Source organism: Pseudomonas sp. ASL9 (assembly GCF_056680335.1).
In genome coordinates this window covers 3,689,392-3,714,351 of sequence record NZ_CM155277.1, presented here as the reverse complement: position 1 = coordinate 3,714,351, position 24,960 = coordinate 3,689,392, and the positions used below count along the sequence as shown (strand labels likewise).

The 24,960-nt window shown below is 58.6% G+C and carries 21 protein-coding genes and 1 pseudogene; 14 read left to right on the top strand and 8 right to left on the bottom strand.

The genetic code is table 11. The features are described 5' to 3' along the window. Window positions 1–6 precede the first annotated feature (6 nt). From amn to AC1ME2_RS17160, 3 genes and pseudogenes are all read right to left on the bottom strand, one after another. Window positions 7–1,479 (bottom strand): AMP nucleosidase, encoded by a 1,473-nt coding sequence (gene amn / locus AC1ME2_RS17170; RefSeq protein ID WP_480435476.1) that lies wholly within the window; start codon window positions 1,477–1,479, stop codon window positions 7–9. A 102-nt stretch (window positions 1,480–1,581) separates the two neighbouring features. Further along, a complete protein-coding gene (locus tag AC1ME2_RS17165) occupies window positions 1,582–3,231 on the bottom strand; it encodes an acyl-CoA dehydrogenase family protein (RefSeq protein ID WP_480435475.1) in 1,650 nt (549 codons plus the stop codon). Between the two features lie 178 nt (window positions 3,232–3,409). Continuing rightward, window positions 3,410–5,344, bottom strand: a pseudogene (locus tag AC1ME2_RS17160) (sensor histidine kinase); the annotation flags it as partial. Window positions 5,345–5,754: 410 nt separating this feature from the next. Here AC1ME2_RS17160 and AC1ME2_RS17155 point away from each other — a divergent pair. Next, window positions 5,755–6,552 carry a hydroxymethylpyrimidine/phosphomethylpyrimidine kinase gene (locus tag AC1ME2_RS17155; RefSeq protein WP_480435474.1) on the top strand — a complete coding sequence of 266 codons (798 nt, stop codon included), beginning with the start codon at window positions 5,755–5,757 and terminating at the stop codon, window positions 6,550–6,552. Window positions 6,553–6,593: 41 nt separating this feature from the next. Further along, the gene (gene thiE / locus AC1ME2_RS17150) at window positions 6,594–7,220 is read left to right on the top strand and encodes a thiamine phosphate synthase (RefSeq protein ID WP_480435473.1); all 627 of its coding nucleotides are present in this window, start codon (window positions 6,594–6,596) and stop codon (window positions 7,218–7,220) included. A gap of 3 nt (window positions 7,221–7,223) precedes the next feature. Here the strand turns inward: thiE and AC1ME2_RS17145 are convergent, their stop codons facing one another. After that, on the bottom strand, window positions 7,224–7,754 hold the full coding sequence (locus AC1ME2_RS17145) for a methylated-DNA--[protein]-cysteine S-methyltransferase (RefSeq protein WP_480435472.1): 531 nt from the start codon (window positions 7,752–7,754) through the stop codon (window positions 7,224–7,226). A gap of 264 nt (window positions 7,755–8,018) precedes the next feature. On the opposite strand from AC1ME2_RS17145, the gene hemL reads away from it, so the two are divergent. Both hemL and AC1ME2_RS17135 read left to right on the top strand, forming a co-directional pair. Further along, window positions 8,019–9,302, top strand: coding sequence for a glutamate-1-semialdehyde 2,1-aminomutase (gene hemL / locus AC1ME2_RS17140; protein ID WP_480435471.1), 1,284 nt, complete (start codon window positions 8,019–8,021; stop codon window positions 9,300–9,302). Window positions 9,303–9,599: 297 nt separating this feature from the next. Next, window positions 9,600–10,148 carry a tetratricopeptide repeat protein gene (locus tag AC1ME2_RS17135; protein WP_480435470.1) on the top strand — a complete coding sequence of 183 codons (549 nt, stop codon included), beginning with the start codon at window positions 9,600–9,602 and terminating at the stop codon, window positions 10,146–10,148. A 35-nt stretch (window positions 10,149–10,183) separates the two neighbouring features. On the opposite strand, the gene AC1ME2_RS17130 is transcribed toward AC1ME2_RS17135, so the two are convergent. After that, entirely contained in the window at window positions 10,184–10,510 is a 327-nt protein-coding gene (locus AC1ME2_RS17130) for a DUF1820 family protein (RefSeq protein ID WP_219062666.1), read from the bottom strand. 130 nt (window positions 10,511–10,640) lie between these two features. Between AC1ME2_RS17130 and miaB the strand changes: the two genes are divergently transcribed. From miaB to lnt, 5 genes are all read left to right on the top strand, one after another. Next, entirely contained in the window at window positions 10,641–11,969 is a 1,329-nt protein-coding gene (gene miaB / locus AC1ME2_RS17125; RefSeq protein WP_480435469.1) for a tRNA (N6-isopentenyl adenosine(37)-C2)-methylthiotransferase MiaB, read from the top strand. A gap of 206 nt (window positions 11,970–12,175) precedes the next feature. After that, window positions 12,176–13,198 carry a PhoH family protein gene (locus AC1ME2_RS17120; RefSeq protein ID WP_480435468.1) on the top strand — a complete coding sequence of 341 codons (1,023 nt, stop codon included), beginning with the start codon at window positions 12,176–12,178 and terminating at the stop codon, window positions 13,196–13,198. Next, window positions 13,191–13,688, top strand: coding sequence for an rRNA maturation RNase YbeY (gene ybeY / locus AC1ME2_RS17115; RefSeq protein ID WP_480435467.1), 498 nt, complete (start codon window positions 13,191–13,193; stop codon window positions 13,686–13,688). Before AC1ME2_RS17120 ends, ybeY begins: the two co-directional genes overlap by 8 nt. A gap of 5 nt (window positions 13,689–13,693) precedes the next feature. After that, window positions 13,694–14,533 (top strand): HlyC/CorC family transporter, encoded by an 840-nt coding sequence (locus tag AC1ME2_RS17110; protein ID WP_480435466.1) that lies wholly within the window; start codon window positions 13,694–13,696, stop codon window positions 14,531–14,533. Window positions 14,534–14,552: 19 nt separating this feature from the next. Beyond that, entirely contained in the window at window positions 14,553–16,073 is a 1,521-nt protein-coding gene (gene lnt, locus AC1ME2_RS17105) for an apolipoprotein N-acyltransferase (RefSeq protein WP_480442177.1), read from the top strand. 107 nt (window positions 16,074–16,180) lie between these two features. Here lnt and AC1ME2_RS17100 read toward each other — a convergent pair whose 3' ends face one another. Further along, on the bottom strand, window positions 16,181–16,942 hold the full coding sequence (locus AC1ME2_RS17100) for a YdcF family protein (RefSeq protein ID WP_480435465.1): 762 nt from the start codon (window positions 16,940–16,942) through the stop codon (window positions 16,181–16,183). 115 nt (window positions 16,943–17,057) lie between these two features. Then, window positions 17,058–17,405 carry a hypothetical protein gene (locus tag AC1ME2_RS17095; protein ID WP_480435464.1) on the bottom strand — a complete coding sequence of 116 codons (348 nt, stop codon included), beginning with the start codon at window positions 17,403–17,405 and terminating at the stop codon, window positions 17,058–17,060. A 293-nt stretch (window positions 17,406–17,698) separates the two neighbouring features. Here AC1ME2_RS17095 and leuS point away from each other — a divergent pair, with 293 nt between their 5' ends. The 5 genes from leuS (at window position 17,699) to AC1ME2_RS17070 (ending at window position 23,820) form a co-directional block, all read left to right on the top strand. Continuing rightward, window positions 17,699–20,305, top strand: coding sequence for a leucine--tRNA ligase (gene leuS / locus AC1ME2_RS17090; RefSeq protein ID WP_480435463.1), 2,607 nt, complete (start codon window positions 17,699–17,701; stop codon window positions 20,303–20,305). 90 nt (window positions 20,306–20,395) lie between these two features. Further along, on the top strand, window positions 20,396–21,001 hold the full coding sequence (locus AC1ME2_RS17085) for an LPS-assembly lipoprotein LptE (protein ID WP_480435462.1): 606 nt from the start codon (window positions 20,396–20,398) through the stop codon (window positions 20,999–21,001). Window positions 21,002–21,043: 42 nt separating this feature from the next. Continuing rightward, window positions 21,044–22,081, top strand: a complete 1,038-nt coding sequence (holA, locus tag AC1ME2_RS17080; protein ID WP_480435461.1) for a DNA polymerase III subunit delta — start codon at window positions 21,044–21,046, stop codon at window positions 22,079–22,081. Window positions 22,082–22,251: 170 nt separating this feature from the next. Continuing rightward, entirely contained in the window at window positions 22,252–22,407 is a 156-nt protein-coding gene (gene arfA / locus AC1ME2_RS17075; protein WP_480435460.1) for an alternative ribosome rescue factor ArfA, read from the top strand. A gap of 84 nt (window positions 22,408–22,491) precedes the next feature. Beyond that, complete coding sequence (locus AC1ME2_RS17070) at window positions 22,492–23,820, top strand: lytic murein transglycosylase (protein ID WP_480435459.1); 1,329 nt, start codon at window positions 22,492–22,494, stop codon at window positions 23,818–23,820. A 118-nt stretch (window positions 23,821–23,938) separates the two neighbouring features. On the opposite strand, the gene lipA is transcribed toward AC1ME2_RS17070, so the two are convergent. After that, entirely contained in the window at window positions 23,939–24,958 is a 1,020-nt protein-coding gene (lipA, locus tag AC1ME2_RS17065) for a lipoyl synthase (protein WP_480435458.1), read from the bottom strand. Window positions 24,959–24,960 lie beyond the last annotated feature (2 nt).

Genomic DNA, 24,960 nt, shown 5'->3' with positions numbered 1-24,960 from the left:
GATCAATTAACGGAACGGTGGCTCATCAAAGCTGCGCAGTTTGCGCGAGTGCAGCGAGTTGAGTTGGGTACGCAGCAGGTCGACTGCGGCGATACCAATTTTCAGATGCTGACTGACCGCGCGCTCGTAGAACGCGTTGGCCGAGCCGGGCAGCTTGATTTCGCTGTGCAAGGGCTTGTCCGAAACGCAAAGCAACGTGCCGTACGGTACCCGCAAGCGATAACCCTGGGCGGCGATGGTGCCGCTTTCCATATCCACCGCGACGGCCCGCGACAGGTTGATCAGCGGCCGTTCCTGAGCCCAGCGCAATTCCCAGTTACGGTCGTCATAGGTCAGAACGGTGCCGGTGCGCAGCCGTTTTTTCAGTTCATCGCCGCGCTCGCCGGTGACTTGTGCTGCGGCTTCATGTAACGCGAGCTGCACTTCGGCCAAGGCCGGAATCGGAATATTCGGCGGCAAGACCCGGTCGAGAATGCCGTCGCGGCGCATATAGGCGTGAGCCAGCACGTAGTCGCCAATGGTCTGCGATTGGCGCAGACCACCACAGTGACCGATCATCAACCAGCAATGCGGGCGCAGTACCGCCAAATGGTCAGTGATGTTCTTGGCGTTGGACGGACCCACACCGATGTTGATCAGGGTTACGCCATGACCATCGGTCGCGATCAAGTGATAGGCCGGCATCTGGTAGCGGTGCCAGACCACGCTGGCAACGATGGCCTGCGCTTCGCCGTGATCCATGCCTTTGTCGACGACCACGTTGCCAGGCAGGACCATGCGCACGAAGCGCGGATCATCGCGCAGTTTTTCCAGGCCATGGACGATGAACTGATCAACATAGCGATGGTAGTTGGTCAGCAGAATCCACGGCTGCACATGACGCCAGTCGCTGCCGGTGTAATGCACCAGCCGGCGCAGGGAGAAGTCCACCCGCGCGGCATCGAACAGCGCCAACGGCAGCGGGTCGGTGTTGGCCCAATCGTACAAACCGTCGGCAATGCCATCGGTCGCAGCAGACAAGTCAGTGCTCGGGAATACTCGCGCCAACGCCGCAGCGGTGACGCCGGAGCCAGCCAGCTCATCGCCCTGCTCGACCACGTACGGGTAAGGAATGTTCTGTTCGCTGACGCCCACTTCCACCGTGATGGTGAAGTCGTTCATCAACGGCACCAATTGCTCGAGCAAGTAGTTACGAAACGCCGACGGGTGGGTCACGGTGACACTGTAGGTGCCGGGTAACTGGACTTTGGCGTAAGCCCGGGTCGTCAGGGGCACTTCACCCTGACAAAGATACGTCAGGCGCAATTCCGGGTAGCGGAACAATTTACGCTCAGCCGCATCCGGCTCGACACGGTCTTTGAGATAACGTTTGAGCGCCTGGCTCAAGGCACTCGTTGCGCGCTCATGCAAAACGGCAAGCCGGTCTACAGCTTGCTCGGCGGTTTCAACGACAATAAAAGCTTCGGTCACGGTATGCATCCTGTCTGATCGTGCAGACGTGTATCTTGCCTGCATCGCCGGACGAAGGCACTAGGGCTTTTATGGGCAACACGCAGAACGCCGACAGGGAGCTGCGCAAGATCACCCCACCTGCGGCGACGACCGCGCCACCAGCGCCGCGACATCGACACCTCGGGGTAACGTGCCATAGACCTGGCCAGACGAAGCCAGTCGGCTGGCGATAAACCCGTCGCTGACGCTGGCATTACCGGCTTCCAGCAGGAGCTTGGCTTGCAGCCCTATGGCGATGTCTTCAGTCAATTGTCGTGCGCGGTACTGAATGTCACTGGTGTCCTTGAACGCCGCTTTAAGGTGCACGATGTGCGCAGCCAACCGTTTGTCGCCGTGGCCATCGCCTAGCTCATCGAACAATGCCTCCAGTACGCCGGGCTCTTTGGACAGCGCGCGCAGTACGTCCAGGCATTGCACATTGCCAGAGCCTTCCCACGTCGAGTTGACCGGCGCCTCACGGTACAGGCGCGGCAAAATACTCTCTTCGACATAACCGGCACCGCCCATGCATTCGGCCGCTTCGTTGATCATTGCCGGGGCACGCTTGCAGATCCAATACTTGCCCACCGCCGTGACCAAACGGGCGAAGCGGCCTTCTTGCGAGTCTTGCAGATGGTCCAGGGCGCGGCCCATGCGCAGGGTCAGCGCCAGCGCCGCTTCGCTTTCCAGCGCCAGATCGGCCAGTACGTTTTGCATCAACGGCTGCTCGCTGAGCACGCGCCCGCCGACGCTACGGTGCGCGCAGTGATGCGACGCCTGGGTCAGGGCCTGACGCATCAAGGCGCTGGAGCCCACCATACAATCGAAACGGGTCATGCCCACCATTTCGATAATGGTGGGCACGCCGCGCCCTTCTTCACCGACCATCCAGGCAAGCGCGCCCCGAAACTCGACTTCGCTGGAGGCGTTGGACCAGTTGCCCAGCTTGTTCTTCAGGCGCTGGATGTAGAACTGATTACGGCTGTCGTCCGGACGATGGCGCGGCAGCAAAAAGCAGGTCAGTCCTTTATCCGTCTGCGCCAAGGTCAGAAACGCATCGCACATCGGCGCCGAGCAGAACCATTTATGCCCAACCAATTCATACGCCTGGCCCGGCCCCGTCGCACCCACCGGATAGGCCCGCGTGGTGTTGGCGCGCACGTCGGTGCCGCCCTGTTTCTCGGTCATCGCCATGCCAATGGTCACACCCGCCTTATGGCTGATGCCGACATTGCGCGGGTCGTATTCGGTAGCAAGGATTTTCGGCAACCAGATATCAGCCAGATCGGGCTGGATTTTCAGCGCGGGTACGCTGGCAAAAGTCATGGTCAACGGACAACCGCTGCCGGCCTCGGCCTGGCTGTGCAGGTAACTCATGGCAGCACGGGCGACGTGGGCGCCAGGCTGCGGATCGGTCCATGGCAAGGACGGCAGACCATGCTCGACCGCTGCGCGCATCAGTTCGTGATAGGCCGGATGAAACTCCACCACATCAATGCGATGCCCATAACGGTCATGGCTGACGAACACCGGCTTGTTCTGATTGGCGAGGAACCCCGCCGCCATCAGCGGACCACCGGCCAGCGCGCCGTAGGTGTCGATCCGCGACTGCGCCCAACCGGCGCCGTAACGCTGCGACCACTCCTGCAGGGGCAGGTCAATGCGGTACAAATTGACGCCGTCCAGCGAGGGCGGCTGGTTGGTGACTTCATGGGTCTCAGCGAACTGATGCAGGTTCATCAAGGGCGCTCCTGTCTTCTCGGACGCGCCGGAGGACACGCCCATAAAGCTCAGTGAATCACGCACGCCCCACGATACAAAGTGACATAACCGACTAAATACCGGCGCTTTCACCCCAGACATGCCCCATTCACTCACTCCACTCCGTCGATCTTCGCTGCGGCTCTTCTGTGCAGCGCTGAAGCTCGACGCGGAGCCTGAAACAACTGCCCCGCCCTGGCTCTGACTCATGGCTCAAGCTGCCGCCGATCAGCTCGATCAATTGACGGCAGATCGCCAGACCAATGCCCAAGCCACCGTATTCGCGGGTCATGGAGCCATCGACCTGAAAGAACGTCTGATACAAGGTCGCTTCATCCAGTCGATTGAAACCAATACCTGTGTCGATCACTTCGATCAACAGGCATAGCTGCTCCAACTTGGAAGACTGGCGTGTAACCCGAACCGTAATCGCGCCAACCTTGGTGAATTTGATCGCGTTATCCAGCAGGCAACCAACACACTGCCGCAGTTTGCAGGCATCGCCGAGCACGTTATCAGGCAGCCTTTCGTCAAGCTCAATGGAAAAGCCTAGGCCCTTGGCCTGAGCCGCGCGGGCGTACTGGCTACGTAAACTGACGAGTAGCTGACGCACACTGAAGGGTTCACTCGCGGCGTAAAGCTTGCCGGCCTGCAATTCAGTCAACATTAGAATGCCATCGATCATCCCCATCATGTCTTGGGCGGAGCTGGCGGCGGTCTCTTGATAAAGCGTCAGTTCGCTGTCCATTGGCACCGTTTGCATCAATTCCAGTGAACCGATAACCCCATTCATTGGCGTGCGCAACTCATGGGTCAGGGTCGCCAGGAACTCGTCCTTTAATCGGTTGCTGGCGGCCAGTTTCTGGTTCAAACGCTCGAAGGTTTTCCCCGCTTCGAGGAGGATGTGCGCCTGCTGATCTCGCACCACGTTGATCCGGTCAGCCAGGGCCAGCGACAGCAGTGCGACTTCCAGCACCGAGCCGATCTGGCTGGAATACATTGTCAGGAAGTTATGAGGTAAATAGCCGAGCAGCATGAACGCATTGATCAGCCCTCCCGTGAGAAACACTGACCAGGCAATGATGAAGTAGCGCGCCACGCGTAACCCATGCAGCCATGCAGCGATGCCAGTGGCAACCATCACCAACGTAAACAGCACCACCAATACCGTTGCCAGCCGCAGCGCTAAACCGTGACCGGTAGCCACCGCCAGGACCATCACTGCCACTGCAAAAGCCATCATCAACACGAGCAAGCGATCAGCCCAGCGGCCCCAGGCAGGCGTCTGTAAGAAGTGCCTAGAGAACTGACTGGCGAATAACACCGCCGCGCCCACCAGAAAGGGGGTTGCCGCGTTCGCCCACCACGGATTGTTCGGCCAGAGAAACTCGACGCCTGCGCCATTTACCGAGATCTGATAGAGCCCGAACGAGGCGATATAGAGGATGTAGTACAGGTAACTGGTGTCACGCACGCTGAGGTAAATAAACAGGTTGTAGATCAGCATCCCCAGCAACATGCCGTAAATCAGCCCCAACACATAAATGCGCGCAGGTTGTTCTTCGATATAGGCGTGGCTGGACCAGAGCGCGAGGGGCGCCTGGATCGAGCCTTGGCTGGCCAGGCGCAGGTATACCGTCTGCACCTGATTGGCCGGGAGATCGAGCGCGAAGAGGTAGTTGTTCTGTTCAATCTGGCGACTGGCGAAAGGCAGCATGTCCCCGGTCTGCCAGGCCACCCGAAAGCGGCCGGAGGGGTCGGCGGTGTAGAGATCGACGTGATCCATAGGTGGATAAGCCAACTCCAGCAACCAACTCCGCTGAACGTCTGGACGTTTTGGGCGAAATTGCAGGTCCAGTTTCAGCCAGAACGCCGAACGTGAATAGCCGGCGTTGAGGGTGTCGGCGTCCTGCTCGCGAAAGCCGGCAGCCATGGCAGGAGCACTGACCTGATCGATGGTTGCCTTGCCCGTTGTATCTTCGAACACCTGCACCGCCCGCCCTAGTGGCAAGGTACGGGTGTCCTCGTCAAACTCGATGGCGCTGGCCAAAAGAGGCACCCAGGCGACCAGCATTATCAGCAAATAGCGCATACAGCCCCAGCATTGCCTGTCCGTCGGTCGCGAAGCCCCCTTTCCCTATGAGACGACGTCAGCCTGCAGGCTCTGTTATTAGTATTGAGCGCGTCATGGCCCGGTTTCATACCGGCCGTCCATTGTGCGTGAGACCGTATCTTTTGCAAATGTGCTCAGTTGTCCGCAACTGAAGCGCTGGCCAGGCACTATTACTTCAGTGAGGCCAACGCGAGCATAGCGGTGAACGGCCATGCGACACCACTCTTTTAGCTCAACGGAAGGCTCTATTCCGGGCCTTTTAGAAGATTAAACGCATAACCATCGAAGGATCCAAGCCAATCAAACAAGCGACGACCCCGTTCAGCTGTATGAAAAATCCGACACCGGCCAGCGGCCCCGGAAAAAGTTTGGTGGTAAGCTCGCGCACCATGAATACCTATAGCTCCCGTCCCGTTGTCCTCTGTCTCTCCGGCCACGATCCTAGTGGTGGTGCCGGCCTGCAGGCAGATATCGAAGCCCTTCTCGCTCAAGGCTGTCATGCCGCACCGGCAATCACCGCCCTGACCGTACAAGACACCGTCAATGTCAGCGATTTCCGGGTCCTGGACCGCGAGTGGGTGCTGGCACAAGCCAATGCCGTGCTCAACGACTCGACCGTGGCCGCCGTCAAGCTGGGCATGCTTGGCTCGCTGGAAATGGTCGACACCGTCGTCGAACTGCTCCAGGCGCATCCGCATTTGCCCTTGGTCTGCGACCCGGTGCTACGTGCCGGCGGTGGTGGTCGTCTGGGCAAGGATGAAGTCGGTTACGCCATGCGCGAACGGCTGCTACCGCTGGCAACCATCGCCACGCCGAACTTGCCTGAAGCACGCATCCTTGCCGAACTGCCCGAAGGCACCGCTGATGAGTGCGCGGAAAAACTTCTGCCCTTTTGCCAGCACCTGCTGATCACTGGCGGCCACGGTGACGAAGAACTTATCCACAATCGCCTGTACATCCGCAACGGCGAACCCCATACGTTCACCTGCCAACGCCTGCCCGGCAGCTATCACGGCTCTGGCTGCACATTGGCCAGTGCACTGGCTGGACGCCTGGCATTGGGGGAGCATCTAGTCAGCGCTGTGCAAACGGCGCTCAACTATACTTGGCGTACGTTGCGCGACGCCGAGCAGTTGGGCAAAGGCCAATACGTGCCGCGCCGTCTGCCCCTTGATTTTTGCTCGTAAGGCCATTTTTGCTCGTAATGCCACGCCATGAGGCTTGACCGATGAAACTACGTGGCCTGTACGCCATTACCGACAGCCAACTGTTGGCTGGCAAGTTCCTGTCTTACGTCGAGGCCGCCCTTGAGGGCGGCGTCACCCTATTGCAATACCGCGACAAAAGCACCGACGAAGCCCGCCGCCTGCGCGAAGCCGACACCCTGCTCAGGCTGTGCGAACGCTACAACACACAACTGATCATCAACGATGATGCCGAACTGGCCGCGCGCCTCGGCGTCGGCGTGCACTTGGGCCAGACTGACGGTTCAATGCCGGCCGCCCGCGCCCTGTTGCGGCACAAGGCGATCATTGGTGCGACCTGCCATGCTCAACTGGAACTGGCCGAACAAGCCAAAGCCGATGGCGCCAGCTACGTCGCGTTCGGACGTTTCTTCAATTCCAACACCAAACCCGGCGCGCCCGCAGCGACCCTCGATCTGTTGGACCAGGCTCGCGCCCGCATCCATCTGCCGATTGCGGTCATTGGCGGGATTACCCTGGAAAATGCCGCGCCACTGGTGGCCCATGGTGCCGACCTGCTGGCTGTGGTCCATGGGCTGTTCGGCGCAGACAGCACCCAGGAAGTCACCCGACGCGCCCGCGCATTCAACGCACTGCTCAAAACGAACTGAGGTCTACCACAGGTTCGCTCCTTCCAACTCGAACTGAAGCCCAGCGGGCCTGCCCATCGCGTTTTCAAGTGATAACAGCGCCCGCTTTCGCTCGACCCCGCCCGCGTAGCCGGTCAGACCCCCACTCCCCCCAATCACCCTGTGGCAGGGAATGATGATCGATATCGGGTTTTTGCCGTTGGCGTTGCCCACTGCTCGCGAATAGCCGCTGCTCAAACCCATGTGTTGAGCCATGACGCCGTATGACAAGATTTCGCCATAAGGAATCGATGACAACGCCTGCCAGACCCGGCGCTGAAACGGCGTGCCGCGTAACTGCAACGGCACATCAAATACGCGACGTTCACCGCGAAAGAACTCGGCAAGCTGTTCTTCTGCCTGGCGGATGACACGTGGGACGTTACGTGCGTCAGTCCCGAGCAGCAGCGACGGGTAGTATTTTTGGCCGACAAAAAATACGCCGGTCAGCAGGTCATCCTCGGCACGCAAGGCAATATCTCCGAGCGGACTTGAAACCAGGTATCCAGGAATCATCGTTTTGCTTCCTCATGCTGACGCCACAGATGCACCGTGGCGTAGGCGCGCCAAGGTAAGGTATAGGCCAGATCAAAGGGTGCGCTTTCCATCGGTGGCCGGTGAAGAACCTGGGCACACGAGAAGCCCGTCACATCCAATAAGGACCTAGGTATAATCCGTCCCCTGCACCTTCTGGACAACCACCTACCCAAGAGCAGCAAAGCGCCTCTGCTGTGATCCACGTAGGGAATATTTTCTGGTTCAAACGCTGAGACCCCTATCATGTCCCGTTCTGAAACGCTGTTCGCCAACGCCCAAAAACACATCCCCGGCGGCGTCAATTCGCCTGTTCGCGCGTTCAAGAGCGTGGGCGGTACACCGCTGTTCTTCAAGCACGCCGCCGGCGCCTACGTCACAGACGAAGACGATAAGCGGTATGTTGATTACGTCGGTTCCTGGGGCCCGATGATCCTGGGTCACAGCCACCCGGAAGTACTCGACGCCGTTCGCAAGCAACTGGAACACGGTTTGTCCTATGGCGCGCCAACCGCCATGGAAACCGAAATGGCCGACCTTGTCTGCGCCATCGTGCCGTCGATGGAAATGGTGCGGATGGTCAGCTCCGGTACCGAAGCGACCATGAGCGCGATTCGCCTGGCCCGGGGTTTCACTGGCCGCGACAGCATCCTCAAATTTGAAGGCTGCTACCACGGTCACTCCGACAGCCTGCTGGTCAAAGCCGGCTCCGGCGCACTGACCCAAGGCGTTCCAAGCTCTGCGGGCGTACCTGCAGCGTTCGCCAAACACACATTGACCGCACCGTTCAATGATATCGACGCCGTCGAGCAACTGCTCAATGAAGTTGGCCAGGAAGTGGCGTGCATCATCGTCGAGCCGGTTGCTGGCAACATGAACTGCGTACCTCCAGCGCCGGGCTTCCTGGAAGGTTTGCGTACGCTCTGCGACAAACACGGTGTGGTGCTGATTTTCGACGAAGTGATGACCGGCTTCCGCGTTGCACTGGGCGGTGCTCAAGCGTATTACGGCGTTAAGCCGGACCTGAGCACCTTCGGCAAGATCATCGGTGGCGGCATGCCCGTCGGCTGTTTTGGCGGCAAGCGCGAAATCATGTCGCACATCGCGCCATTGGGCCCGGTCTATCAGGCGGGCACCCTGTCAGGCAACCCGCTGGCCATGGCTGCAGGTCTGGCGACGTTGCGCCTGATCAGCCGTCCTGGCTTCCATGACGAACTGAGCCACTTTACTGGCCGTCTGCTTGAAGGCTTGCAACAACGCGCCGACGCTGCTGGCATTCCGTTCGTGACCACCCAGGCGGGCGGTATGTTCGGCCTGTACTTCAGCGGTGCTGACGACATCGTTACCTTCAAGGACGTGATGACCAGTGATGCCGACCGCTTCAAGCGCTTCTTCCACCTGATGCTCGAAGGCGGCGTATACCTGGCACCGAGCGCATTCGAAGCCGGCTTCACCTCCATCGCCCACGGTGACATCGAACTGCAATTGACCCTCGATGCCGCTGAAAAGGCGTTTGCTGCGCTGAAATAAGCCACAGCCGATCTTTTGTAGGAGCTGCCGAAGGCTGCGATCGACCGCACAGCGGTCGCTGTGATCCAAGTCGTATGAAGTTCGTTCCGACCTCATTCGCAGCCTTCGGCAGCTCCTACAGGGGTAAATATGCAGTTTCAATTCGCGTTTTCCCCTGCAAAATCAGGTAAATCAAGTCCGCGCAGCAGAAAATCAGTAAAGACTTTGTAAGGTTGGCCCCGCTTATTTCATAATGTGCCGCCAGCACGTTCCGCTGGACGGGTACGCCCGCACCTTTTCAGAGGCAAGTCGATCCCCATGAACCGCACCGGCCGCACCCTTGCTTTGGGCTGCCTGTTGCTTCTTCATCCCCTGCTGGCCAATGCAGGCGGCAACTCGTTGTTAATCCCAGCGGTGGGTCGTTGCACGCTCAATACTCAGCCAGACAACCTGCCTGAGGCGTTGGCAGCATGCCAAAAAATGGCGAAAGCCGGGGATGCACAAGCACAATACGAGCTGGGCGAGTTTTACTACGACGGCAAAAACACACCGCGTGACCTCACCCAGGCACTGAACTACTTCGAACAGGCTTCGCTGCAAGGCCATGCCCAGGCGCAATATCGACTGGGCCTGATGTTTTATCGGGGCGAAGGGGTGCAGGCCAATAACATTCAGGCGTATATCGTGCTGAAGATGGCGGCGGTCAATGGTGCAGAGGACGCGCTGGATACGGCCGATGAAGTGTCTGCGAAAATGCAGCGCGATGAGCTGGAAGTAGCGACACAGGTACTGGGGCAAATTTTCCGCAATTACATGCTGGAGCTGCAATCGGCTGACGGCCGTACGCCGTTCGCGCCGCTGCCTTGACTCACCGGCTCACCCCGTGAGCCTGGAAAAGCCTCTTACTTGTCCGGCATCGGCATCGGGAACGGCATTACATTGCTGGTACCCCGTGCCTCGCTGATCTTTGGTGTACCCATGCGCTCGACTTCATCGATGCGCACAATCGAATGCATTGGCACAAAACTGCGCACCACACCTTCGAACTGGGCCTTGAGTTTTTCTTCGCTCGGGTCCACCACCACCGTCGTGCGCTCACCGAAGACGAATTCTTCCACCTCCAGAAAGCCCCACAAATCGCTTTGATAGATCTGCTTGGCGTACATTTCGAACACCTGGCCCTGGTTGAGAAAAATCACCTTGTAAATTGGAGCATCACGTTTGGTCATAACGGGCGGGTAACAATCGAGGATATAAAGAGGGCGCAAACTATAGCATGTCCACTGGACAGGCAACGCTAGGAACCGGAGGCCGGCACCACTATAATGTGCGGTTCTTCGAATCACCTGATGATCACGCATGGCCAAGAAGCTTTATATTGAAACCCACGGATGCCAAATGAACGAGTACGACAGCTCGCGCATGGTCGATCTGCTGGGCGAACATCAAGCCCTGGAAGTCACTGCTCGCGCAGAAGATGCCGACGTCATCCTGCTCAACACCTGCTCGATCCGCGAACGTGCCCAGGACCGGGTCTACTCCCAGCTAGGCCGTTGGCGCGAACTGAAACTGGCCAAACCGGACATGGTGATCGCCGTCGGCGGTTGCGTGGCCAGCCAGGAAGGCGCTGCGATTCGTGATCGCGCACCCTACGTGGATGTGGTCTTCGGCCCACAAACCCTGCACCGCTTGCCGGAAATGATCAACGCCGCACGCACCACACGCCTGCCGCAAGTTGATGTGTCGTTCCCTGAAATCGAAAAATTCGACCACCTGCCCGAGCCTCGCGTCGATGGACCCAGCGCTTATGTGTCAGTAATGGAAGGTTGCAGCAAGTACTGCACCTTCTGTGTGGTGCCCTACACCCGAGGCGAAGAAGTCAGTCGCCCGTTCGACAGTGTTGTTGCTGAAGTCATGCACCTGGCCGAAAACGGCGTGCGTGAAGTGACGCTTCTCGGGCAGAACGTCAACGGCTATCGCGGCGCCACGCATGACGGGCGCGTGGCCGATCTGGCCGAGTTGATCCGTGTGGTCGCGGCGGTCGACGGCATCGACCGTATTCGCTACACCACCTCGCACCCACTGGAGTTCTCCGACAGCCTGATCCTGGCCCATGCTGAAGTGCCGGAGCTGGTCAAACACCTGCACTTGCCGGTGCAATCGGGTTCCGACCGGATTCTGTCGGCGATGAAGCGCAATCACACCACCCTCGAATACAAATCCAAGCTGCGCAAACTGAGAGCCGCCGTACCGGGCATCAGCATCAGCTCGGACTTCATCGTTGGCTTCCCCGGTGAAACCGAGAAAGATTTCGAGCAAACCATGAAGCTGATCGAAGACGTAAATTTCGATTTCTCGTTCTCCTTCGTCTACAGCCCACGCCCCGGCACGCCGGCAGCCGACTTGAAAGATGAGACCCCTGAAGCGCTGAAAAAGCAGCGTCTGGCCGCTTTGCAGCATCGCCTGAACCAACAGGGTTTCGAGATCAGTCGGCAGATGGTGGGCAGCACCCAGCGGATCCTGGTCACCGATTACTCGAAAAAAGACCCTGGCGAGTTGCAGGGGCGTACCGAGAATAATCGAATCGTCAACTTCCGCTGTGATAATCCCAAACTGATCGGCCAGTTCGCCGACGTGCACATCGACGACGCGCAGCCGCATTCGCTGCGGGGCTCGTTGTTGCAATAGACCTGTACGCAGAGGCAAGCCCTCTCCCACAATAGCAATGCGATACCTGTGGGAGCAGGCTTGCCTGCGAATGGCCCGACGCGGCGTGTCCGACAGGACGCCTCGCCCCGTTAGCAGAACCATTAGTAAGTGAAGGCTTTCACACACAGATTTACAGGGTTATCCTTGATTTCATCTCAATTGCCATAGGGCGGCTGAAAACGACCTTGAACGCACCCATAGAACCACATCGTTTCATCCTCGAACCTTTTGAGGCCCATCGTTTCGCAAATCTGTGCGGGCCGCTCGACGAGCATTTGCGCTTGATCGAACAACGCCTGAACATCGAAATCCGCAATCGCGGCAATCAATTCGAATTGATTGGCGAACTTAAACACACCACATCGGCCGAAAACCTGCTGCGCCGCCTGTACCGGGAAACCCAGGGTACGGATCTGTCGCCAGACATGATTCACCTGTTCCTGCAGGAATCGGGCGTAGAAGAACTCGACAACCACCCTGCTGCCGAAGTCGGCGTAGCCCTGCGCACCAAAAAGGGCATGATTCGCCCGCGCGGTTTGAATCAGCAGCGCTATGTCAAAGAAATCCTCAGCAATGACATCAACTTCGGCATCGGCCCGGCAGGTACAGGCAAGACTTATCTTGCCGTCGCTTGCGCGGTGGACGCTCTGGAGCGCGAGCAGATTCGGCGCATCCTGTTGGTGCGCCCGGCAGTCGAAGCGGGCGAAAAGCTCGGCTTCCTGCCCGGTGATCTGGCACAAAAAATCGACCCGTATCTGCGCCCGCTGTATGACGCGCTGTACGAAATGCTCGGCTTTGAATACGTTGCCAAGCTGATCGAACGTCAGGTGATCGAACTTGCGCCATTGGCCTACATGCGCGGTCGCACGCTCAATAACTGCTTCATCATTCTCGACGAAAGCCAGAACACCACCGTCGAACAGATGAAGATGTTCCTGACGCGCATCGGTTTCGGTTCCACGGCCGTCATCACCGGTGACATTACTCAGATCGACCTGCCCAAGGGCACACGCTCGGGCCTGACTCACGTCATCGACGTGCTCAAGGATGTACCTGGCATCAGCTTCACCCACTTCAAACCCAAGGATGTGGTACGCCACCCGTTGGTGCAGCGCATTGTCGAGGCCTATGAGCGCTTCGAGGAGCGCTTCGACGACGAGCCGCCAGCCAGGTTCCATACCAACAGGGACAACCGCCGCGATGCTTGAGCTGGACCTGCAACTTGCCAGTGAAGCGCCTGCCCCCAGCGAAGTCCAGTTCCGCCAATGGTGCGAACTGGCATTACGTCAACGCAGCGCTGACTCGGAACTGACCATTCGCCTGGTCGATGAAGCCGAAGGCCACGAACTCAATCACACCTGGCGCCACAAGGACTACGCGACCAACGTGCTGTCCTTCCCCGCTGACGTGCCCGATGAGTTTCTGGACATTCCGCTGCTCGGCGATCTGGTGATCTGTGTACCTGTGGTGGTTCGCGAAGCCACCGAACAGGGCAAGGCGCTCGACGCCCACTGGGCACATCTCGTCATTCATGGCTGCCTGCATCTACTTGGTTACGACCATATAGACGATGCAGAAGCCGAAGAAATGGAAGCACTGGAACGAACGTTGCTTGAAGAACTGGGCTACCCCGATCCTTACGCCGACGACGAAACCACTGACCATCATCCAGAGACAACCAGCAAGGACCACGAGTAAGGGCTATGAGCGAAGACCGATCGAGCAACGGGCAAAAGTCATGGCTGGGAAAAATCACCCAAGCTTTTGCCCACGAGCCGAAAAACCGCCAGGAGCTGCTTGAACTCCTGCGCGAAGCCCACCAAAACAAGCTACTGGACAGCGAAGCGCTGGCCATCGTCGAAGGCGCCATTCAAGTGGCTGACCTGCAAGTGCGCGACATTATGGTGCCGCGTTCGCAGATGATCAGCATCAAGGCGACCCAGACCCCTCGCGAGTTTCTACCCGCCGTCATCGACGCTGCGCACTCGCGCTATCCGGTTATCGGCGAAAGCCACGATGACGTCCTCGGCGTCTTGCTGGCCAAAGACTTGCTGCCGCTGATCCTCAAGGAAAACGGCGAAAACGAAAGCATCAGGAACCTGCTGCGTCCGGCGACATTCGTGCCTGAGTCCAAGCGCCTGAACGTTCTGCTGCGCGAGTTCCGCGCCAACCATAACCACATGGCCATCGTCATTGACGAATACGGCGGCGTGGCCGGTCTGGTGACCATCGAAGACGTGCTGGAACAGATCGTCGGCGATATCGAGGACGAGCACGATGTCGAGGAAGACAGCTATATCAAACCGCTGCCCAGCGGCGACTTCCTGGTCAAGGCTCTGACCCCGATCGATAACTTCAACGAGTTCTTCGACAGCGAGTTCTCGGACGATGAGTTTGATACGGTTGGCGGCCTGGTGATGAGTGCGTTCGGGCACTTGCCAAAACGCAACGAAACTACCGAGATCGGTGCCTATCGTTTCCGGATTCTTAATGCTGACAGTCGTCGCATCCACTTGTTGCGCTTGAGCCCCATAGCTCGCTAAGGAAGATGACGTGTCATCAATGCGTTGGATCACCCGCCCCGGCTGGCCCGGTAACCTGCTGGCCATGGCGGCCGGCGCGCTTACCACCCTGGCCCTTGCACCTTTCGATATCTGGCCATTGGCGCTGGTGTCACTGGTCGTTTTCTATCTTGGCTTACGTGAACTGAGTGCCCGTCAGGCCTCGGGCCGTGGCTGGTGCTATGGCTTCGGCTTGTTCGGCGCGGGCACCAGCTGGATCTACGTCAGCATCCATACCTATGGCGGCGCTTCCGTGTTGCTGGCCGGCTTGCTGATGCTGGCATTCATCGCGGCCATCGCCCTGTTCTTCGCCCTGCCCGCCTGGATCTGGGCGCGCTGGATTCGGCGCAATGAAGCGCCGCTGGCCGATGCCTTGGCGTTTGCCGCGCTGTGGCTGGGACAGGAAGCGTTTCGCGGCTGGTTCCTGACTGGCTTCCCTTGGCTTTACTCCGGTTATAGCCAACTTGACGGTCCTCTGGCCGGCCTTGCCCCCATGGGTGGCATGTGGCTGATCTCCTTTACCCTGGCGTTGACTGCCGCCCTCCTGTGCAACCTGCCACGACTGCGAGCGCGAAAGGCGTTTTTCGGTGCTGGTGTGCTGCTGTTGCTGGCACCGTGGGGCCTGGGCCTTGCCCTGAAAAGCCACGAATGGACGTCCCCAGCCGGCCCGCCACTGAGTGTTTCCGCCATTCAGGGCAACGTCGAGCAAAGCATGAAGTGGGACCCTGCGCAGTTGAACGCACAACTGGCGCTGTATCGCGACATGACGTTCAGTTCCAGGCGTACTGACCTGATCATCTGGCCCGAAACTGCGATTCCGGTGCTCAAGGAGTCAGCGGAAGGCTTCCTGACGATGCTCGGCAAGTTTGCAACTGATCGAGACTCGGCACTGATCACCGGCGTGCCCCTTCGTCAGCGAGGCGGACACGGCGAAGACCATTATTACAATGGCATCACCGTGGTCGGTGAAGGTGACGGTACGTACCTGAAACAGAAACTGGTGCCGTTTGGTGAGTACGTGCCTTTGCAGGATCTGCTGCGCGGCCTGATCACCTTCTTCAACCTGCCGATGTCGGACTTTGCCCGTGGGCCAAGTGATCAGGCATTGCTGCAAGCCAAGGGTTATCACATTGCACCGTACATCTGCTACGAAGTGGTCTACCCCGAGTTCGCCGCTGGCCTGGCGGCCCAAAGCGAACTGCTCCTGACGGTCAGCAATGACACTTGGTTCGGCACGTCTATTGGCCCGCTACAGCATTTGCAGATGGCGCAGATGCGCGCGCTCGAAACGGGTCGCTGGATGATCCGCGCCACCAACAACGGCGTGAGTGCGCTGATCAACCCCTTCGGCAAGATCACCGCAACAATTCCGCAGTTCCAGCCTGGCGTGCTGTATGGCGAAGTGGTGCCGATGCACGAACTGACCCCTTACCTGCGCTGGCGCTCGTGGCCGTTGACGGTTTTCTGCGTGTTCCTGTTTGGCTGGGCCTTGTTGGCCGGTCGGATTGCCAAGACCGTCTAAAAATACATGGCACCTGAAACGCTCCCACGAACTGTAAATCACAGTCGGAGCGGATTCATCCGCGAAGGCGTCATCACTGCAACACCGAATTTGACGTACATGCCGCGCTACCGATACACCAACGGATACACCAACAACCCCGCCGCTTCATTGAGCAATTGCCCGCTCTGCCAGACCGTCTTGCTCTCCGGCAGCCACCCCTTGAACGGTCGGGCATTGTCTATACCCAGAAACCCCACCGGTGCCGCGATGACCGTAAAGCCGGTTTTTTCGAAACTCCAACGCGCCCGCGGCATATGCCAGGCCTGAGTCACCAGCACCACCCGTTTGAGACCTAATGGCTGCAACACCGCAGCGGTCATTTTGGCGTTTTCCCACGTGGTGCGGCTAAGCCCTTCCTGCCAACGCACCGTGACGCCAAAATCATTGTGCAATGAGTCTGCCATGATCGCTGCTTCACTCGGGGGCTCGTCGTAGTGCAAGCCGCCGGAGGTCAAAATAGGCAGACCCGACGCCTTGGACAAGCGCGCGGCAAAGCGCATGCGTTCAAGTGCCACGCCAGTGGGGATATCGCTGCCCCACGTGGGATCGCTGCGCTCACGCCCTGAACCCAGCACAACAATGACATCGGCCTGTTGCGCAAGGTTAGCCCATTGGTTTTGCGCCAACGGAGGCTCCTGCTCAAGCCCACGCGCTGCCCACTCCACGGCAATCGGCAGGCTCATCGCCCACAACCCGGCAAAACCCAGAACGAAGCAAAGCGCAGCTGCCCGCGGGCGAGAGCGACGCAACCACCATGCGAGCAAAAGCAGCAGCAGGAGGATGCCGGGGGGCAGGAGCAATTGTTTCAGTAAGTATCGAATAGGCATCGAGCATCTCCAAAGATGCCCGAAGCCTAGAAGGATTGACGCTAAGCAACAATGCTTATCAGGCAGGCCCGCAGCCTGCGGGGGATAACGTGTAGCGTTTGTTTGACGATTACAATCACCTGGAATACAACGACTTAACCTTTGCCGAAGCCTGGGCGCGCTTTTGATCCTTCAGCCAAATAACCTTGGCTGAACGTAGCGGCGTCGGTATCGACCCATCAAACTCCTGTGCAGCAGAAGGACTCCTCTTGACATCATCAGCCTTAAAACCAAAAGCGCCCGCGTCCAGATAGGCTTCGATCAACTCGAATTCGGCAAGACTCAAGCCGCGCAACTCCAGTTCGGTGGGGACTTCATCACGAAGCCGAACCGCTGTTTTTGCCACGTCCAGGGCAATCCCCAGACGGTTGATCAAGCGTTCGTACAACTCGGGTTTTATTGCTGTTTGCTGCAACTCTGCCATCCGCTCACCTCATTGAAGATAAAATACACTCTCCCACTAACCAGCTTAGCGTTGCTCCCCGATTCAGCCTGATGCCGCGACCAACGGCCTCGGACGCCCCTCGCCGAAGCAATCAGGGTTTCCCTCGATAGTCAGCGCTCATGTATGCTACGGCGCTTCCTGTAATTCCACTTCCCGCTCTACTGAGCCCGAACGCACCGCGTAGGCAGTATCATTCTTCCGGCAAGCGGTGCCGACCGATTCAGAGCTGCAGCGAAGAGGTTAAGGTCACCCATTTTCAGTAAAAAGTAGCCATGCACGAACTCTATCAGCCCCGCGAAATCGAAGCCGCCGCCCAAACTTTTTGGGACGAGCAAAAATCCTTTGAAGTCAGTGAACAGCCAGGCAAAGACACCTTCTATTGCCTGTCGATGTTCCCTTACCCCAGCGGCAAGCTGCACATGGGTCACGTGCGCAACTACACCATCGGTGACGTGATCGCCCGCTATCAGCGCATGCAGGGCAAGAACGTGTTGCAACCCATGGGTTGGGATGCGTTCGGCATGCCGGCGGAAAACGCCGCGATGAAGAACAACGTGGCGCCGGCCAAGTGGACCTACGAAAACATCGCCTACATGAAAACCCAGCTGCGAAGCCTGGGCCTGGGCGTCGACTGGTCGCGTGAAATCACCACCTGCAAACCCGATTACTACCGCTGGGAACAATGGCTGTTCACTCGCCTGTTCGAAAAAGGCGTGATCTACCGCAAGAACGGCACCGTCAACTGGGACCCGGTGGACCAGACCGTACTGGCCAACGAACAAGTGATCGATGGTCGCGGCTGGCGTTCCGGCGCGGTGATCGAGAAACGCGAAATCCCGATGTACTACTTCAAAATCACCGCTTACGCGGAAGAGTTGTTGGAGGGTCTCGACGAGCTGCCGGGCTGGCCTGAACAAGTCAAAACCATGCAGCGCAACTGGATTGGCAAATCCCGAGGCATGGAAGTGCAATTCCCGTATCACCAGGCTTCGATTGGGGAAGCGGGCGCACTGAAGGTGTTCACCACCCGTCCAGACACCCTGATGGGCGCGACCTATGTCGCCGTTGCCGCAGAACACCCATTGGCGACACTCGCGGCGCAAGGCAACCCTGAGCTGCAAGCATTCATCCACGAATGCAAAAGTGGCAGCGTCGCCGAAGCAGACATCGCCACCCAGGCGAAAAAAGGCCTGCCGACCTCGCTGTTCGTCGAGCACCCACTGACCGGCGAAAAACTGCCTGTGTGGGTCGCCAACTATGTATTGATGCATTACGGCGACGGCGCCGTAATGGCTGTCCCGGCTCACGACGAGCGCGATTTCGAGTTCGCCACCCAGTACAACCTGCCGATCAAGGCCGTCGTGCGCACCAGCGCTGGCGATGAATCGTCTGCACCTTGGCAGGATGCGTATGGCGAACACGGCGAACTGATCAACTCCGGTGTTTTCGACGGGCTGGATTTCGCAGGCGCCTTCGACGCCATTGAAGCCGCTCTGCTGGAAAAAAGCCTCGGTCAATCGCGCACACAGTTCCGCCTGCGCGACTGGGGCATCAGCCGTCAACGCTATTGGGGCTGCCCGATCCCGATCGTGCATTGCGACACCTGCGGTGACGTGCCGGTCCCTGAAGACCAATTGCCCGTTGTATTGCCAGAAGACGTCGTACCCGATGGCGCAGGTTCGCCGCTGGCGCGCATGCCCGAGTTCTACGAATGCGCCTGCCCTAAATGCGGCGCACCGGCAAAACGCGAAACCGACACCATGGACACCTTCGTCGAGTCCTCATGGTATTACGCCCGCTATGCCTCGCCGCACTATGAAGGCGGCATGGTCGACCTGGAAGCAGCCAACCACTGGTTGCCGGTTGATCAGTACATCGGCGGCATCGAACACGCGATCCTGCACCTGCTGTATGCGCGCTTCTTCCACAAGTTGATGCGCGACGAAGGCCTGGTCAGCTCCAACGAACCGTTCAAAAACCTGCTGACCCAGGGCATGGTCATCGCCGAAACCTACTATCGCCTTGAGGCCAACGGCAGCAAGACCTGGTTCAACCCGGCCGATGTCGAACTTGTGCGTGACAGCAAAGCCAAGATCACCGGCGCCACGCTGATCAGCGACGGCCTGCCGGTCGAAATCGGCGGCACAGAGAAGATGGCCAAGTCGAAAAACAATGGCGTCGACCCGCAGTCGATGATTGATCAGTACGGTGCCGATACCTGCCGTCTGTTCATGATGTTTGCCTCGCCACCCGATATGAGCCTGGAATGGTCCGACTCGGGCGTCGAAGGTTCGCACCGCTTCTTGCGTCGGGTCTGGCGTCTGGCTCAGGCACATGTCAGCCAAGGTCCAACGGCCAAACTCGCTGTTGCCACGCTGAACGACGAACAAAAAGTCATTCGCAGGGCGATCCACCTGGCCATTAAAAACGCCAGTCAGGACGTCGGCCAGCACCACAAATTCAACACCGCCATCGCCCAGGTGATGACCTTGATGAACGTGCTGGAAAAAGCCCCGAATAGCACCGCACAGGATCGTGCGCTGCTTCAGGAAGGTCTGGAAACCGTTGTTCTGCTGCTGGCGCCGATGACTCCACACATCAGCCATGAGCTGTGGGGCCATTTGGGCCATAGCGGCGCGATCATTGACGCTGGCTGGCCGATCCTGGATCAGACTGCGTTGGTGCAGGACAGCCTGCAACTGGTTATCCAGGTCAACGGTAAGCTGCGTGGCCACATCGAAATGCCAGCCAGTGCCACCCGCGAAGAAGTTGAAGCTGCGGCGCGAATCAATGAAAACGTGCTGCGTTTCACCGATGGCCTGACCATCCGCAAAGTGATCGTGGTACCTGGCAAGCTGGTCAATATCGTCGCAAGCTAATTGAATAAAGCGCCCGGTACAGATCGGGCGCCGCACAAAACTTCCAGGGGACGCAACGTCGGCCCAAACGGATTCAAGGGGAGCATCAATATGATCAAACGCAATCTGCTGGTGATGGGGCTCGCCGTGTTGCTGAGCGCCTGTGGTTTCCAGTTGCGTGGCACCGGGACCAATGAGATGACGATCAAAGACCTTGATCTGACTGCACGTGACGCTTACGGCGACATCGTGACTCAGTTGCGTCAGGTCCTGGAAAGCAGCGGCGTTAAGGTTCACTCCGGGGCGCCTTACACGCTGGATCTGGTCAACGAGGACGAATCAGAGCGCGCCCTAAGCTACTCAGGCGCTTCCGGTTCATCCGAATATGAAATGACAACCACGCTCAACTACCAAATCCGTGGTGATCGCCATCTGCCGTTGCTCGAAGACAAGCTGCGCGTGCAGAAAACCTACATCCATGACGGCAACAACTTGATGGGCTCCGACCAGGAGGTCCAGCAGGCTCGTAAAGAGATGCGCAGCCAGCTCGTCCAGAGCATGGTGATTCGTCTGCAACTGCTGACCCCAACCCAGTTGGCGAAACTGCAGCAGACCGCAGACAACAAGGCAAAAGCTGACGCCGATGCCCTGGAAGCTGCGCAGCGGATCGAAAACGAGACGCCTCGGCAGTCGCCTGTTGAACTACCGTCCCGATAAATGCCTTGGGGCCAGCCCGCTGGCCCCAGCATCCTCTGACCTATGAAGCTCACTCCAGCCCAACTCGGCAAGCACCTCCAGGGTAATCTCGCCCCCGTGTACGTGATCAGCGGCGATGACCCGTTGCTGTGCCAGGAAGCGGCAGACGCAATTCGCGCGGCCGCACGTCAGCAAGGTTTCGACGAACGCCAAGTATTCAGCGCCGACGCCAGTTTCGACTGGGGCACGCTGTTGCAGGCGGGCGCCAGCATGTCGTTGTTCGCGCAAAAACGTCTACTGGAGCTGCGTTTACCGTCGGGCAAACCTGGCGACAAAGGCGCTGCGGCACTGATCGAATATTGCTCGCGTCCAGCCGAAGATACGATTCTGCTGATCAGCCTGCCAAAACTCGACGGTAGTGCGCAGAAAACCAAGTGGGGCAAGGCGCTGGTTGAAGGCCCGCAGACACAATTTGTACAAATTTGGCCGGTGGATGCCAGCCAGTTGCCGCAGTGGATTCGCCAACGACTGTCACAAGCCGGCTTGACTGCCAGCCAGGATGCGATCGAACTGATTGCCGCCCGGGTCGAAGGCAACTTGTTGGCCGCGGCGCAGGAAATCGAAAAGCTCAAACTGATGGCCGAAGGTGGCCAGATCACCGTCGAGACCGTGCAAGGGGCTGTGGCCGATAGCGCACGTTTCGACGTTTTCGGTTTGACCGATGCCATTCTCAACGGTGAAGCCGCTCTCGCGTTGCGCATGCTCGAAGGCCTGCGTGGCGAAGGGGTAGAAACGCCGGTGATTCTTTGGGCGCTGTGTCGCGAACTGCGCGTGCTGGCGAACCTGGCATTGCAGTTCAGCCAAGGCATCCCGCTGGACAAGGCCTTCAGCCAGGCCCGTCCGCCGATCTGGGACAAGCGCAAACCCCTGATGAGCAAAGCCCTGCAACGCCACTCTGCGCAGCGCTGGAGCCAACTGCTGATGGATGCTCAGCGCATCGACGCACAAATCAAGGGTCAGGCCGCAGGCTCGGCCTGGAGCAGCTTGAGTCGTTTGGCGCTGCTGATGGCCGGACAACGGCTGAATCTGCCTGCTGAGTGACGGTTGCTTTCGCGAATGAATTCGCTCCCACAAAGTGACACTGAAATTCTTGTGGGAGCGAATTTATTCGCGAAGCCCCCACGCGATAGCAGACATCTATTAGACAGATCCTTCCGTCAGGCCGATGATTTGCACCGACTCAACACCTGCAACGAGAGAGGGTAATTGCCATGAGCAAACAATCCAGGCCCAACAAGGCCAAATCCATCATCGCCCAGCCATTGTTCCGCAGTCGTCAGGAACAACCCGGCAAGGGCAAAGGCAGCTACCGCCGCGAAGCCTTCCAGTCTAAAAGCTGGGAGGCTTCTTACCTTCTGGCCGCCTGAACCCTATGCCACTCCTGCCAAGGCCCCTTCGAACGTACAGTCATGATAAGGTTTGCGTCTGTTGGTAATACCCTGGACCCGAGCATGCCCTCTAGTTTTTCCCGTCGTTGGCACTTTCGCCAACTGATAACCGTCTCCAGCTTCATCCTGTTAGTTGCCTGCGCCGAAAAACCGACCGCAGCCGACGCCACGCCTCTTCAAGTCGCCAACGTCCCTGCGACGGCCGTGCCTGCGAGCCCGCCCGTCAATGCGGCTGGCGATAGCGAATTCGACATTCAGCCCACCATCAGCTTCAGTGACTGGGAAGCAGGTTTTCGAACCGAAGCGTTGAAGGCTGGCATCCGGGCCGATATCTTCGACGAGGCCTTCGCCGGCGTCGTCCCGGACATGAGCGTGGTCAAGTTTGATCGCAGCCAACCGGAGTTCACTCGCCCTGTCTGGGAGTATCTGGACGGCGCAATGTCTGCGGTGCGCGTACGTAAAGGCCAGGCCTTGCTCGCGCAATACGCTGATGTGCTGCAAAGCATCGAGCAACGCTATGGTGTCGACCGCCAGGCACTGGTCGCGATTTGGGGCATGGAAAGCAGCTTTGGGCAGTTCCAGGGCACACAATATGTAATTCGCTCGCTGGCGACGCTGGCCTACGAAGGCCGTCGCCCAGGCTTTGCACAAAGCCAATTGATCGCCGCACTGCAAATTCTTCAGCACGGTGATATCGAGCCCGGACAAATGCTCGGTTCGTGGGCGGGCGCCATGGGTCAGACGCAGTTCATCCCTACCACGTACAACACCTATGCCGTGGACTTCGATGGCGACGGTCGTCGCGATATATGGAACAACCCGGCAGACGCCTTGGCCTCGACCGCTCACTACCTGCAAAGCTCGGGCTGGCAGCAAGGTCAGCCCTGGGGTTTCGAAGTCCAACTGGCGCAGGGTTTTGATTATGCCCTGGCCGATGCTTCAACGCGCAAAACAGTTGCCGAATGGCTACAGATGGGGCTGAAGCTGCCGAACGGCAGTGCCCTGCCCGCCAACGTTGCCCAACTACAGGCGGCCCTGCTGCTGCCAGCGGGTTACCGAGGCCCGGCGTTCTTGGTGCTGGACAACTTCCGCACGATCCTCAAATACAACAACTCGTCGTCCTATGCCATGGCTATCGGCCTGCTGTCAGAACGCTTCAACGGTGGAGGCTATGTAATCGGCAATTGGCCACGCGATGACCTTCCTCTGAGCCGTACTGAGCGTATCGAACTGCAAACCCTACTGTCATCCCGGAACTATGATGCAGGCACGCCTGACGGCATCATCGGCGCTAATACGCGCAAAGCAATTCGTAGTGCGCAACTGTCATTCGGCCGGCCGGCTGATGGTTACCCGACACATGAGTTGCTGGATAGCCTGCGCAAGCCGTAGCGGTGTGTGGGAACGAATTTATTCGTGAAGGCATCAGCGCGACAACACAAAAAAACGGGCCGGACATCACTGTCCGGCCCGTTTTGCTTTCAGGTTAATGCATCAAAGGCTGTTCGCCTCAGATCATGGCCTTGATAGCGGCACCTGCCTGCTCGTCAGCATGATACGACGAACGTACCAGGGGGCCTGACGCAACGTTTTTGAAGCCCATTTTGTAACCTTCCTCAGCGAACCAGGCGAAGACGTCCGGGTGAACGAAACGCTCCACCGGCAAGTGGCTACGCGAAGGTTGCAGGTACTGGCCGAGCGTCAGCATGTCGATATTGTGTTCACGCATACGCTGCATGACTTCGATAACTTCCTCGTCGGTTTCGCCCAGCCCCAGCATCAAACCGGATTTGGTCGGCACGTGCGGGACCATCTCCTTGAAGCGTTGCAGCAGGGTCAGCGACCACTGGTAATCCGAGCCCGGACGCGCAGCTTTGTAAAGGCGCGGTACGGTTTCCAGGTTGTGGTTGAACACATCCGGCGGCTCTGCGGCAGTGATTTCAAGCGCGATGTCCATGCGGCCGCGATAGTCCGGAACCAGGGTTTCGAGCTTGACGTTTGGCGACAACAGGCGAATTTCGCGAATGCAGTCGGCAAAGTGCTGAGCACCGCCATCACGCAGGTCGTCACGGTCCACCGAGGTGATCACCACGTACTTGAGGCGCAGATCGGCGATGGCAACGGCCAGGTTTTTTGGCTCGTCGGCGTCCAGGGCTTTTGGTCGGCCGTGGCCAACGTCGCAGAACGGGCAACGACGGGTGCAAATATCACCCATGATCATGAAGGTCGCAGTGCCGCCAGAGAAGCATTCACCCAGGTTCGGGCAGGACGCTTCTTCGCACACGCTGTGCAGCTTGTGCTTACGCAGCAATTGTTTGACGCGGTCTACTTCGGGGGAAACCGGTATGCGTACACGAATCCAGTCGGGCTTCTTCGGCAAGTCGACGGTCGGAATGATCTTTACCGGGATCCGCGCTACTTTTTCAGCGCCACGCAGCTTCACGCCGGCTTCAATTTTCGGTCGGGCCGCACGCTCGGCGATGTCCAGCGTAGGGATCAGGGTTGGCGCAGTGTCAGTCGCAGTAGTCATAG

Excerpts from the sequence above, each read along its gene's own strand:
- AC1ME2_RS17070 (WP_480435459.1), top strand. The coding sequence starts at position 22,492 with ATGCCCTCTAGTTTTTCCCGTCGTTGGCACTTTCGCCAACTGATAACC.
- arfA (WP_480435460.1), top strand. The coding sequence starts at position 22,252 with ATGAGCAAACAATCCAGGCCCAACAAGGCCAAATCCATCATCGCCCAG.
- AC1ME2_RS17155 (WP_480435474.1), top strand. The coding sequence starts at position 5,755 with ATGAATACCTATAGCTCCCGTCCCGTTGTCCTCTGTCTCTCCGGCCAC.
- AC1ME2_RS17085 (WP_480435462.1), top strand. The coding sequence starts at position 20,396 with ATGATCAAACGCAATCTGCTGGTGATGGGGCTCGCCGTGTTGCTGAGC.
- ybeY (WP_480435467.1), top strand. The coding sequence starts at position 13,191 with ATGCTTGAGCTGGACCTGCAACTTGCCAGTGAAGCGCCTGCCCCCAGC.
- thiE (WP_480435473.1), top strand. The coding sequence starts at position 6,594 with ATGAAACTACGTGGCCTGTACGCCATTACCGACAGCCAACTGTTGGCT.
- AC1ME2_RS17135 (WP_480435470.1), top strand. The coding sequence starts at position 9,600 with ATGAACCGCACCGGCCGCACCCTTGCTTTGGGCTGCCTGTTGCTTCTT.
- AC1ME2_RS17095 (WP_480435464.1), bottom strand. The coding sequence starts at position 17,405 with ATGGCAGAGTTGCAGCAAACAGCAATAAAACCCGAGTTGTACGAACGC.
- holA (WP_480435461.1), top strand. The coding sequence starts at position 21,044 with ATGAAGCTCACTCCAGCCCAACTCGGCAAGCACCTCCAGGGTAATCTC.
- leuS (WP_480435463.1), top strand. The coding sequence starts at position 17,699 with ATGCACGAACTCTATCAGCCCCGCGAAATCGAAGCCGCCGCCCAAACT.
- miaB (WP_480435469.1), top strand. The coding sequence starts at position 10,641 with ATGGCCAAGAAGCTTTATATTGAAACCCACGGATGCCAAATGAACGAG.
- AC1ME2_RS17165 (WP_480435475.1), bottom strand. The coding sequence starts at position 3,231 with ATGAACCTGCATCAGTTCGCTGAGACCCATGAAGTCACCAACCAGCCG.
- AC1ME2_RS17110 (WP_480435466.1), top strand. The coding sequence starts at position 13,694 with ATGAGCGAAGACCGATCGAGCAACGGGCAAAAGTCATGGCTGGGAAAA.
- AC1ME2_RS17130 (WP_219062666.1), bottom strand. The coding sequence starts at position 10,510 with ATGACCAAACGTGATGCTCCAATTTACAAGGTGATTTTTCTCAACCAG.
- amn (WP_480435476.1), bottom strand. The coding sequence starts at position 1,479 with ATGCATACCGTGACCGAAGCTTTTATTGTCGTTGAAACCGCCGAGCAA.
- lipA (WP_480435458.1), bottom strand. The coding sequence starts at position 24,958 with ATGACTACTGCGACTGACACTGCGCCAACCCTGATCCCTACGCTGGAC.
- lnt (WP_480442177.1), top strand. The coding sequence starts at position 14,553 with ATGCGTTGGATCACCCGCCCCGGCTGGCCCGGTAACCTGCTGGCCATG.
- AC1ME2_RS17100 (WP_480435465.1), bottom strand. The coding sequence starts at position 16,942 with ATGCCTATTCGATACTTACTGAAACAATTGCTCCTGCCCCCCGGCATC.
- AC1ME2_RS17145 (WP_480435472.1), bottom strand. The coding sequence starts at position 7,754 with ATGATTCCTGGATACCTGGTTTCAAGTCCGCTCGGAGATATTGCCTTG.
- hemL (WP_480435471.1), top strand. The coding sequence starts at position 8,019 with ATGTCCCGTTCTGAAACGCTGTTCGCCAACGCCCAAAAACACATCCCC.